At 72.3% G+C, this 10,743-nt stretch carries 10 protein-coding genes; 7 read left to right on the top strand and 3 right to left on the bottom strand.

Annotated elements, in window-relative coordinates:
• Together VP06_RS31920 and VP06_RS31915 are read right to left on the bottom strand one after the other, a co-directional pair.
• Nucleotides 1-305: hypothetical protein (locus VP06_RS31920; protein WP_048467847.1), on the bottom strand; the 305-nt coding region annotated here is incomplete at its 3' end.
• Between the two features lie 53 nt (nucleotides 306-358).
• Complete coding sequence (locus VP06_RS31915) at nucleotides 359-871, bottom strand: M23 family metallopeptidase (protein ID WP_048467846.1); 513 nt, start codon at nucleotides 869-871, stop codon at nucleotides 359-361.
• Between the two features lie 336 nt (nucleotides 872-1,207).
• On the opposite strand from VP06_RS31915, the gene VP06_RS36870 reads away from it, so the two are divergent.
• The 6 genes from VP06_RS36870 to VP06_RS31885 all read left to right on the top strand — a co-directional run bounded on the left by VP06_RS36870 (nucleotide 1,208) and on the right by VP06_RS31885 (nucleotide 7,461).
• Nucleotides 1,208-1,789: a hypothetical protein gene (locus VP06_RS36870; protein ID WP_048467845.1), complete on the top strand. Its 582-nt coding sequence runs from the start codon at nucleotides 1,208-1,210 to the stop codon at nucleotides 1,787-1,789.
• A gap of 95 nt (nucleotides 1,790-1,884) precedes the next feature.
• Entirely contained in the window at nucleotides 1,885-2,637 is a 753-nt protein-coding gene (locus VP06_RS31905) for a MotA/TolQ/ExbB proton channel family protein (RefSeq protein WP_197093338.1), read from the top strand.
• Nucleotides 2,634-4,424: a hypothetical protein gene (locus VP06_RS36865; protein WP_048467844.1), complete on the top strand. Its 1,791-nt coding sequence runs from the start codon at nucleotides 2,634-2,636 to the stop codon at nucleotides 4,422-4,424. The genes VP06_RS31905 and VP06_RS36865 overlap by 4 nt, the downstream gene beginning before the upstream one ends.
• Nucleotides 4,425-4,432: 8 nt before the next feature.
• Entirely contained in the window at nucleotides 4,433-5,863 is a 1,431-nt protein-coding gene (locus VP06_RS31895) for a hypothetical protein (RefSeq protein ID WP_156295874.1), read from the top strand.
• 204 nt (nucleotides 5,864-6,067) lie between these two features.
• Nucleotides 6,068-6,664 (top strand): DUF4189 domain-containing protein, encoded by a 597-nt coding sequence (locus VP06_RS31890; protein ID WP_048467842.1) that lies wholly within the window; start codon nucleotides 6,068-6,070, stop codon nucleotides 6,662-6,664.
• Nucleotides 6,661-7,461, top strand: coding sequence for a hypothetical protein (locus tag VP06_RS31885; RefSeq protein WP_156295873.1), 801 nt, complete (start codon nucleotides 6,661-6,663; stop codon nucleotides 7,459-7,461). Before VP06_RS31890 ends, VP06_RS31885 begins: the two co-directional genes overlap by 4 nt.
• On the opposite strand, the gene VP06_RS31880 is transcribed toward VP06_RS31885, so the two are convergent.
• Nucleotides 7,451-8,350 (bottom strand): hypothetical protein, encoded by a 900-nt coding sequence (locus VP06_RS31880; RefSeq protein ID WP_048467840.1) that lies wholly within the window; start codon nucleotides 8,348-8,350, stop codon nucleotides 7,451-7,453. The two genes, VP06_RS31885 and VP06_RS31880, sit on opposite strands and share 11 nt — an antisense overlap.
• Nucleotides 8,351-9,006: 656 nt before the next feature.
• Here VP06_RS31880 and VP06_RS31875 point away from each other — a divergent pair.
• Nucleotides 9,007-10,131 (top strand): PGN_0703 family putative restriction endonuclease, encoded by a 1,125-nt coding sequence (locus tag VP06_RS31875; RefSeq protein WP_197093337.1) that lies wholly within the window; start codon nucleotides 9,007-9,009, stop codon nucleotides 10,129-10,131.
• The last annotated feature ends 612 nt before the right edge of the window (nucleotides 10,132-10,743 follow it).

Here is a 10,743-nt window from a genome sequence, read left to right as displayed (position 1 = left end):
CCGCGGCGCGCGCCGCGGTAGAGCACGAAACCGGAGTGGAAGCGCAGGGCCTCCACGGCCCCGCCCTCCTCGACGATCTCGACCGCGTCGTCCGCCTCGATCCGTACCACGGCCCAGACCGCCCCGTTCAGGCCGGCACGCTCCGGCAGGCCGCGCCCCGAGGGGAGGCCCAGGAACCCGCAGGTCCGCCATCCCTCGGGCAGCGCGAAGTGGCCGAAGGCCGGCAGGTTCGCGCTGCCGCCGCCCGGCTGGGGCTGCCGGGCCCCGCACAGCAGCGTCAGAGGCCGGATGTCCAGGGTCCACATCGTCGCTCTCCGGGTTTCGGCATGATGATACGGCGCGAGTTCGGTGGCTCGCGTCAGTTGGGCGTGTCGTCCTGCATCCCGGTCGGTGGGGCCCCGGGTCGGCGGCCGGAAAGCCACCGCAGCGGATCGGCGAACCCCTCGGCCCGCCACATCCGCAGCGTCAAGGGCGGGCGCAGCGTCGATCCAAGCCGGTCTCCGGCCGTCACGCAGGCTCCGGCACGGATGCGGGGCGCCAGCGGTCCGTAGCGCAGGTGCACGGCCTCGGCCTGCGCGATCGAGACGAAGGAACCACCCCGTCCGGACGGCGCGACGGCGGTCACGCGCCCGTCCCCGGCGGCCCGCACCGGCATGCCGGCCCGCGTCGCGTAAGCGATGTCCGTCCGCAGCACCGCCGTGCCCAGCAACGGGCGAAGGGCGAAGCCGAAGGACCGGGCGATCGAGGCGGCAACGGGGGCCTGCCGCGCGGCCGAGAGCGGGCAAGCCTTCGCATCCTCACCCGACAGAGCGGCGGCCAGGGCCGCCGCCGCGCATCGGGGGAGCCGGGAGGATCGGGCCGGAGCAGGCATGACGGCGGGTCTCATGGACGGCTTTCCGATCGCGCGGCCTCGATCCGAACCGCGTCCCGGAGAGTGCCGCGCAGGCGCCCGGCAGGGAATTGCGCGGCGTTGCACGCTCTTGCAGGGCGCAATCCAAGCCCATCCCGCCACGCCCATCCCGGCCGCAAGTAGGAGCAACGCCGCGCAATGGCCGCGTCAGTCCCGTTCCGGCAGGCTCCGAAGCGAATGAGGAGCCCCTGCATGCCCCTTCGATGCCTCAGCGGATTTCGCACGAGTGGCCGCCGGTTCCGCGACGAAAATCCGCGACGACGCAGGAACCCGAGGGGGCGAAGCGTCGGCACGCCGATGCATGTCTGCCTGGGAGCGGCGCTCGCGCTCGGCCTCGCGCCGTCCGTGCAGGCGAGGCCCGCGTCGTCGCCTTTGCCGCTGCCCTCGTCCGCGAGGCTCGCCCGCAGCACGGCGATCGTCCAGTTCCACGAGCGGCGGCTGCACGTCCGCGGCGGGTTCGTGGTCGCGTTCGCCGGGCCAGCGGGACGCCGACGGTTCCGGGAGGAGCGCGGCGTCGCGATCACCCCGGGGCCGGTCGTGCCGCCCTCCCGCCTGAAGCGCAGGGCGGGCCTGCGCTGGCGCCAGCTGTTCTGGTTCCACGCCCGCGCCGTCCGGCACCGCGCGGCGGGGAGCGCCTGGGGCCACTGGGAAAGGCCCGGCGACGTGCCGGTCCTCGGCTGTCTCGTGCGCATCCGGACCACCGGGCGGAAAGCCGCCTGTGTCGACGTCCCGCCGCAGGCCGGCTGGACGGTGCGTCCCGAGGCGACCGGCACGCGCAGCGACCATCCGGTGCGCCCGTCGACTCGCCATCGGTCGGACGACTCGACTTCGCGCGGCAGCGCGCGCAATCTGGCTTGGCCATTCGAATACTTGGCTTGACGACGATGAGCGACGCGAATGCTGCCGTCCGCCCGGGCCCAGGGACAGATCCCAACGGAAGCCTCCGCTGGCCCACCGTTCCGGGCATCTGGACGGTGCGCCTCACCGCGCTCGGCCTCGCGGTCGGGGCGATCCTCGCGACGACCCTGCTGACGGTGCCCGATTCGCCGGTCGCGGCGCTGCTGCTCGACCGGCAGCGCTACAGCATCTTTCCCTATCCGTTCACCATCCAGAACCTGATCTACCTCGCGCTCGCCTGGGCGATGGGCGACCTCTACCGGCGCTGGCGGGCCGGCCGGCGGGAGCGCGCCTTCCTGCGCGCCGGCTTCCTGCCCGAGGACCCGCACGCGATGCTCCAGCTTCACGAGCTGGGGCCGATCCGACGCCGGGTGGCGGAGCTGCACGATTCCGAGAGCGGTTTCCTGCCAGCGCTCATGGACCTGACGATCCTCCAGCTCCAGGCCAGCCGCTCCGTGGACCAGGCGATCAACGTGCTCACCAACGCCCTCGCCCTGATGGGCGACCAGGTCGACCTGCGCTACCAGATGCTGCGCTACATGGCGTGGCTGATCCCGACGATCGGCTTCCTCGGCACGGTCATCGGCCTGTCGCTGGCGCTCCACCTCATCGACCCGGCCAACATGGACCTCGCCAAGGTAGTCGGCGGCCTCTCGGTATCGTTCTACACGACGCTGGTGGCCCTGGTGGCGAGCGCGGTGCTCGCCTTCGTGCAGCACGCGGTGCAGGAGCAGGAGGAGCGCGCCCTCAACGCCGCCGGGCAGTATTGCCTGAGGAACCTGATCAACCGCGTCTATATCGACCACGACAGCCCGGCGGCCCGGCCATGATGCGGCGCAGGCGGCGGCAGACGGAGACCAGCGAGATCGCCTTGATGGCGGTGATGACGAAGGCGATGGGCGCCTTCCTCATCCTGATGGTGTTCGGGATGAAGTACTACGTCCCGGACTTCACCGCCGAGCAGGTGGCCCGGATCGTGCACGCGTCCCTCGGCAGCGTACGCGGCGACCTCGAGGCCGCGGGCCGCAGACTGAAATCGGGGGATTATACACGGGAGGATCTCGACCGGCTCCAGGCGCAGATCGACGTGGCGGTCGCCAAGCTCGCGCAGGCCGAGCAGGATGTCTCCCGGCTCCAGACGCGGCTCGATCAAGCGAACTCCCAGCTGCGGCGGGTCGAGGGCGAGCGGGCGCGCCTCCAGGCCGAGGCCGAGGCGGCGCGGGCCCGGGTCCAGGTGGCGGAGGCCGAGCGCGATCGGCTCGGGGCCGAGGTGGCGTCCCTCCGGGCCGAGGTCGAGCGCCTGCGCGGACAGGACGCCCAGGCGCTCCAAGCCCGGATCGAGGCGCTGACGCGCGAGAACCGCGCGCTCGCCGCCCGCCGCACGGTCTACGCGCATTTCCGCTACGCGGGCTGCGGCACCCTGGCGATCTATCCGAACCTAGCCCGGCAATCCGCCCGCGTGCCCGGCCGGCCGGAGCCGGTGATCCCCATCGACGGCTCGCCAGGCTACCGGGGCTTCCTGCGGGCCGGCGCGCCGGAGGAGACCCTGACGGTCAATCCGAGCGCGGACGGACGTGCGGTCGTCGCGACCTGGATCGGGCAGACGGTCCAGGTCGGGGACGCCCTCGTCCTGTCCACCAACGTCCTGAACCCCGTCGCCCCCGGCGGAGCCGCCTCCGACGGGCCGAGCGTGGCGCAGGCCGGCTGTCGGGTCGAGGGCGAGATCCATGGCGGGGGCAAGTCCGTCGGGTTCGTGACCACCATCGAACCCGCGCAGCCCGTCGTCCTGCTCGGCCTCATGCGGTTGACGGAGGCGGGGCTCGAAGCGGTTCGGGTGACGCCGGAGCAGAGCCGGTGGTTCGCCGAGCGGCTCGCGGAGGCGCCCTGCGGCATCCCCGCCTGCGGCGGCTCCGATCCCCGGGCCCGAGACCTGTTGGCGGCCACGCTCACCGCGATCGTACGCGGGCGCCTGTCGCTGGCGCCCACCGGATGGGCGCGGCAGGGCGAGATCGCCGGCCGCATCGCCGAGGAGCTGGGCGACCGCCTCCGCCGCGGCACGCTCACCGAGGCGGATCTGGGCCGCTGGGTCGACCTCGTCGCGGCCGTTCCGGATCGCCCCGTCGCCACCGGCAACGCTCCCGCCACGGACGCGCTGGCCGAGATCGGCGCGCGTCTGGCCGCGTCCGGCGCCCCACCGGCTCTGGCCGCGGCGTTCGTGGAGCGCGCCGCCCGGAACTGGTGGTCGCCGGAGGAGCGCGAGGAGCGCCTGCGCCGCGCCGGCATCGGCCCGGCCGCCGGCTCCTTCGCGGCGCGGGCGGCGGCGCTGAAGGTCCCTCGCGGCTTCGCGGCGGACCTCGAACGGGGCATCGCCGCAGGGGCGCTCACGGCCGAGCAGGGGCTCGACTGGCTCGCGCTGGTCGAGCGGGCGCGCGCGGCGGCGAACGGCCCGCCCCCGCCGCAGCCGGACCTGACGCGCCTGCTCCACCTGATGGAGGCCAAGGGCCTCTCGGAGCTCGCGCCGATGCGGGTGGGCTACGGCCTCGCGGCCGTCGGCCGCCTGCCGATGGTGGAGGCCATCGCACTCCTGTCGCGCATGAAGGGAGGCCTGCGGCCATGAACCGGCGGATGGTCCGTTGTCTGGACGGGCACCCCTACGACGCCACCGCGCACGCATCCTGCCCGGTCTGCGGCGCCGCGCCGGTTCAGGCCGCCGCGGCACCGACGACGCCCGTGACCGCGGACCCGGTCCGGCAGGAGGCGCAGGACCGGCAGGACGTCCCGAAGCCGCGGCCCGGATGGCGCGGACGGGTCGCCGCGGCGGCGGCGCTCGCCTGTCTCGGCGGCGGCTGGCTCGCCCTCGCGTGGGTCCGGTCGCCCCCGATCGACTGCCGGATCGCGGAGAGCGCACGCATACCGGCCTGTGCCGGTCCGCCGGCCGTGAAGCGGGACCCGGAGCGCGGTCCCTCCCGTGTCCCCGAGGGCGTCCGCCAGGGTGGTGACGCACCCCGTGGCGGCCCGCCCACGGGCGGGCGCGTGGCGGCGCAGCCGCAAGAGGCGTCCGGGCCCGCCTCCCGCGCCGAGGCCGAGCGGGCGGTCGCCGGCTTCCTCGCCGTGGACCCGGCCCGGATGAATGCCCTGCGGGCCGCCCTCGCGCCGCTGGACCCGGCCGATGTCGACCCGGCTCTGGAGGCTCTGTCGCCGCTGCCCTTCGCCGAGAGCCAACTCCACCTGTCGCGGACCCTGCGCCTCGCGCTCGCGACCGACCGCGGATTCCACGCGCTGTCGAAGAAGGATTTCGCGTCCGCTCGCACGCTCTTCACGGCGGTGCTGAAGGCGCCCCGCCCCGAGGTGGATCGCCCCCCCTCCCGTGCCGCCTACGGCCTCGCTCTCGCGCTGATCGGGGCTCCGTCCGGCCCGGACAGGGCCACGGCGGCCACATGGATGCGTGTCGCCGCGGAGATGGGCAACAGCAACGCGATCCTCGACCTCGCGAACGACGCCGATCTCGCCCGCATGGCCGGCCTCGACGTGGCCGCCATCGGCCGGCTTCTGGAGAATGCGGCGATCCAGGATCCGGACAGGGCCGAACCCGTCCTCCGGCAGCACGGCCTCGACCCGAAGCCGGCCGCACGCCTGGTCCAGACCTTCGCCGAGGCCCGGGAGAAGCGGGATATGCCCACCCTGATCGCCGCCTACCGCGCCATCGGCGAGCGGCGCGCGCCGGGTATCGACGAGCGGCTCTCTCCGGCTCTCGCCGGGAATCCGGCGTTCCGTGGGCCCTATGACCGGCTGTTGGTCGCGGGGATGGACGCCGCGGCGGACGGCTACACGTTCGGCCGCCTCACGCTCAGCGTCGCCTGCGAGCGGGGACTCGCGGGCCTGCCCCAGGATCTCCCCAACGCCGCGATCTGGGCGATCCTCACCCTGGCCCCCGCCAAGGCGGACGACGACTCCTGGGACGCGCAGCGCACCCGCCTCGCAGGACTCAAGGACCGCCTGAGCCCAGCCCTGCGCGCGCTCGTGGAGCAGATCGGCCGGGAGTTCGGGGTGCCATGACGCGACTTGTGCCCCGGATCGCCGCGGCCCTCCCTGGCCGTGCCGGCGGCGCTCCTCGGCCGTGCCGATGGCCCTGGACGCCACCCGTCCCACCGCGCTCCCGTCCACACGCCCGGCCGCCTGGGGTGGAGAGCACCCCTGCCGTCGCGGCGTGGCCGGACAAGGCCGCCCCGCAACCGAACCTCGCCAGCCGGGAGACGACGCATGTCCTCTGAACCCCGTCCCACCGTCCTGGCCGTCGCGCTGGCATCCTGCCTCGCGGCGGGGACGGCCGCGGCGCAGGACCTGAGCGCCGGCAGCCTCTTCGCCTGTCGGTCCTCGTGCAACCAAGCCTGCTTCTCGAACGATCCGGCAGCGCAGTCGATCTGCGAAGCCAAGCGGAGCGACTGCGAATGGACCTGCACCTCCAATGCATGGCGTTGGCAGGGCGGCAGCGGCGGACGCCCGAGCGCCCCCACCCGGCGGGGCGGTGCCTTCGCGGCGATGGCGGTCGATTTCGCGACGGGCAAGGCGGGTTTCGCCTGGAACTTCGCCGATCCCCTTGAGGCGCGGCGGCAGGCCTCCATCGAGTGCCGCAAGGCCGCCGGCCGGCCCTGCGCGAGGCCCGCGACCGTCGAGGACGGCTGCCTCGCCTACGCGGACGGACGCGGGCGGCAAGGCCACGGCGTCTTCTGGGGCGACGGCCCGAACCGGCGCGCCGCGATCCTGGCGGCGCAGGGCAAGGCGCTCGCCTATTGCCGGAGCGAGAGGGCGGAGGCGTGCCGCGTGAACGAGGTGCTGTGCTCCTGGGGGCGGGAATGACGGGAGACAAGATCGATCGCGAGGCCGGGGCGAGCCCGGAACCGGCACGCGCCTTCCGCATCAAGGTACGGCCGAAGGCCGAGCCGCCAGGGTCGTCCGGGCCGGAACCTGGCGCGGAGGCGGTGGGGGGCGAGGCCCTGTGGCCGCCCCCGCGCCTCTGGCTCCTGCGGCTCGGGATGGCCGGCAGCCTCGTGGGCGCGCTGCTGGGGATCTGGCTCTGCCTGACGGCGCTCGTCTGGGCGATCACCGATCTCGTCCTCCCCTTCCTGGCGTCGGCCTACACCGCCCTGGTGCAGCCCGACGCCTCGCTCCCGTCCAGGCTCGGTGGCACACTCGCTTCCGCCCGTGATCTGTGGCGCATCGTCATCTGCCTGCCGGCCTCCGCCCCGATGGTGGGAGCTTTCGTCGCCTTCGGGGCTCTTCGGAAACGGGCGCAGCTCAGTCACCTGCTGGCGCAGCCGGACTTGCGCTCGGGTGTGTCGGTGACCCGCCTCGACGCGACGGGAATCACCTGCCGGTGGCCGCGGGGCCACGTCTTCACGATTCCATGGAGCGACGTCGTGGAGATCCGGCTCGTCCGCGACGCCGCGTGGGAGGGGCACGGCTTCTCGGTCATCGTCTACAGGGCGGTGAGAGACCGGCCGGAGCAGGTCGCCGTCTGGGAGGGGCAGACGGTCGGCGACGCGACGCTCGGCATGCGCCTGCCGGTCCACGTCGCCTACAGGCGCGATCGGGGCGAGACCGGCCAGCCACGGAACGCCGCGCCGGCGGGGCCCTCGGGAGCGCCTACAGGATGACGCTGTATTCGGCGCTCAGCACGGTCACGGCCGCCGGGCGCCGCTTCTGGAGCCGGCGCAGGTTGGTCAGGAAGCGGCTCGTCTCGGCCTCGTCGAGGTCGGCCGACGGGGCGCTCTCGCCGCGCGGATCGAGTTGGGCCCGGGCAGCCTCCTCCCAGACCAGGACGGTGGTGACGAGGAAGCGGCCCGGTTCCGGGCTGACCGGAGCGGGCGGCATCAGGAGAAGCGCCCCGTCCACCAGTTCAGGTCGCGACGGCGAGGGAAGCCAGAACACGGCCTCGTTCCAGTTGATCTCCCAGCTCCGGTGACCGGTCGGACGCGGGTCGCGGGCCACGAAGGTGTATGCCAGCGCAGGCGCAGCGGTCGCCCCCAGAACCGCCAGACTTCCCTTGTGCTTGCCGACCTGGAACACGACCGGACCATCGCCCCCGGAGCGACGGAACGGGGCAAAGGCCCGCTCCAGGGACAGCCGCTCGACCACGAGCCGGATCGGCCCGCGGAGACCGGCTCCCGGAGCGAGTTCGGCAAGCAGAGCCTCCTGGGTGCGATCGAGGGCTTCGTCGTCCTCCAGGGCCGCGGTCTGAATCAGGTGCCGCAGGAAGACGTGCAGCGACACGTCGAGGTCCGCCGCCCGGAAGGGCGCCCGGTTGAGCGTCGGCAGGCCCCGCGCCTGACGCACACCTTCGATCCGCCGGTTCATGAAGCCGGCCAACTCCTCGCCGATCTCCAGGGAGCACGCATAGTCACCATAGAGGAGCTTTGAGAACTTCTGAGGGCCGTCCTTTCCCTCCCCGAACAGGTCGTTCCCGATCTCAGCGTCGGATCGGGGCGTGCCGACCAATTCGCGGAACGATCGCCACTTGAGGTAGAGGTTCGGGATCGCCGCCATGTCGCAAAGCTCTGCCGTTCGCCTCAAACTATGCCAAGCGGAGTGGTGGATCGTCCAGTCCGCGTGGAGGGGGAACTGCGATACGCGGCTACGGCGCCAGTCCCGGGCAAACGTCCAGGATTGGCGCGACTCGGACCTGTGCTCAAGCTTGAGCCGATATCCGCTTCGGAGATGCCGAGGGCCAACGAATAGCGGAGATGGGCGCAAGGCTGAAGGTCCGGCTTCCGGCCGAGATCCGAGTTCCGCTGCGGGCGCATCTAGGAAGGGGCGACGGCGCTTTGACGCACGGCAGTGAGTGCGCCCGGGCTGTTGGACCCGCTATCTTCGCGGAAACATCAGCCAGGCCAGGGACGAGGCGCAGGCATCCGGCCAGGCGGTGGCGGTGATGCAGTACCTGCGCCCACGACCCCTACCCGACACCCGCCGGCATGCCTGCCGTACCGCCTCCGATGTGGACGACGACGGCCGCAACCGCCCCCTGGCAGACCGGCACCTCGACCGGCGACTAAGCCGACGCACAGACCGACCACGCCCCCGCGCACCGCCAGCGTTTTAGGGAGCCAGGCCGCGCCGTTCCTTTCGTCGTTCACTCCGCTGCCCTTTCCGGGAACCCCGGTCCAGCCGCACCCCCGCGGCAGTGACCCAGGACCACCCCGATGGCCATCAGTGCCTCCTTGCCGGCCGCCGCCGACGACCCCGAAACCCTGGCAGCGGCCGCCCGCGCCGTTCTCGACCCCAGCGGCCTCGGCCCCATCGACCGCGTGCCTCTCATCCCCGAGGCCGCCCGCCGCCGACACCGCGTCTTCGTCCCCGCCGACCACCGCTTCAAGGCCGCCGCCCGTTTCCTCCAAGCGCTCTGGCGCGAGGACCGCGGCCTCGCGATCGGCACCCACATCAACCGCCGCGAGCCGTACCGCCCCCGGCGCCTCGGCTCACGCATCTCGACCGCGGCCGGCGCGCTCGGCGCCAACTTCCTTCATCCAGACATCGTCCCGGTAGTCACCCGAGCGCTCGCCTATCGTGAGCCAGGCGCGGCCTACGACATCGACCGCCTCAAGACGAATCTGCTGTCCTCCCAGCCACTTGCCTTCAACCTGTTCGGCCCGCTCGCCCGCGACTCCGCACTGGCTACCCGCTTCGTCACAGAGCTCCTGCCGGGGACGCTGACTGAGGTCACGGACGTGCTGTTCGAGCACTCGCCGGGGCGCGGCAACCCGCGCTTCACGGCCGACCGCACCGCGTACGACGTCATCCTGCGCGGCCGGGATGCGACCGGCGCACGCGGCCTGATCTGCATCGAGATCAAGTACAGCGAGCCCGGCCACGAGCCCGCGCCCCCACCCCATCCGCGGCACACGCAGATCGCGCACGCCACCCCTGGCCTGTTCGTGGACCCACACGACCCGTCGCTGACGAGCGCCACCTGTCAGCAATTCTACCGCCAGCACTGCCTCGCGAGCGCGATACTCACGGCCGGCCTCGCGGACACGGCGACCCTGGCCTTCATCGCCCCCACCCACAATCAGTCCGCGCACACCGCAGCAACGACCTACCAGCGCCACCTTGCGGATCCCCAAGTTGGCCCGATACCGTTCGTGCCCACGACGCTCGAGCACGCATTCGCGGCCATAGCGACCGCAGGCCTCCCAGACCACGCCCGCGCCCTTCATCGACGTTACACCGACTTCTGGCTCGTCGACGGCGAACTCGACCTCGCCGCAGCGGCGGCGGTCGCCGCATCGACCGCTCACACCGTCACGCTGCCGTCGCTGCAGTACTGACTAAAGCTCGCGGCCCTGCGGGCAAGGCCTCACGATCAAACGGCGGCACGGCGGTTCGTACGCCTCACGGGTCGCACCGCGCTCGCACTACAACGTCGGCGTCGGACATCGCTGCCTGACCACCCTTTGGCTGCTGTAAGCAGGCCACCGTAACCGACCGCATCTATCACTACTCTTTCCCCGGCGCGCACGACGTGTCGGGGCACCTCACAAGACGATGCCCACCGACTTGCCACCAACATACGCGCTGGCGCGGACTAGCCGCCCCCACTCTGCCAGCAGCCCAGCCGTACAGCCGGATTAAGCTGACGCGCCGCCGATGCGGTCTCAGAGTCCGTTCGGAAAGGGTGACATCAGTATATTTCAAGGTTATGCGGAATGGCAGCACGTCGGGAATGGCTTGATGGCTCGGCCGTGGCTTGGACCAAAGAGAACAGACCGCGGTACGATCGCCGCAACCAGAGATATCCGAGTGATCTGACGCCCGACGAATGGCGCGAATTGGAACCTTTCCTGCCGGTCGCTCAAGGGATCGGCAGGCCACGGACCTACAGCCTTCAGGAGGCCAGCACAGGAGTCCTTTCCTGGCACCTGCATGGTCTCCCGAGGGAA

The organism is Methylobacterium aquaticum (genome assembly GCF_001043915.1).
In the GTDB taxonomy this organism is placed as follows: domain Bacteria; phylum Pseudomonadota; class Alphaproteobacteria; order Rhizobiales; family Beijerinckiaceae; genus Methylobacterium; species Methylobacterium aquaticum.
The sequence above is the reverse complement of the archived record's forward strand: the minus strand, read 5'-3'. Positions and strand labels throughout refer to the sequence as shown.

What these genes read in the sequence shown, in the direction of transcription:
- VP06_RS31880 (WP_048467840.1), bottom strand. Translation starts at nt 8,350, where the DNA reads ATGGCGGCGATCCCGAACCTCTACCTCAAGTGGCGATCGTTCCGCGAA.
- VP06_RS31895 (WP_156295874.1), top strand. Translation starts at nt 4,433, where the DNA reads ATGGTCCGTTGTCTGGACGGGCACCCCTACGACGCCACCGCGCACGCA.
- VP06_RS36870 (WP_048467845.1), top strand. Translation starts at nt 1,208, where the DNA reads ATGCATGTCTGCCTGGGAGCGGCGCTCGCGCTCGGCCTCGCGCCGTCC.
- VP06_RS31875 (WP_197093337.1), top strand. Translation starts at nt 9,007, where the DNA reads ATGGCCATCAGTGCCTCCTTGCCGGCCGCCGCCGACGACCCCGAAACC.
- VP06_RS36865 (WP_048467844.1), top strand. Translation starts at nt 2,634, where the DNA reads ATGATGCGGCGCAGGCGGCGGCAGACGGAGACCAGCGAGATCGCCTTG.
- VP06_RS31915 (WP_048467846.1), bottom strand. Translation starts at nt 871, where the DNA reads ATGCCTGCTCCGGCCCGATCCTCCCGGCTCCCCCGATGCGCGGCGGCG.
- VP06_RS31885 (WP_156295873.1), top strand. Translation starts at nt 6,661, where the DNA reads ATGACGGGAGACAAGATCGATCGCGAGGCCGGGGCGAGCCCGGAACCG.
- VP06_RS31890 (WP_048467842.1), top strand. Translation starts at nt 6,068, where the DNA reads ATGTCCTCTGAACCCCGTCCCACCGTCCTGGCCGTCGCGCTGGCATCC.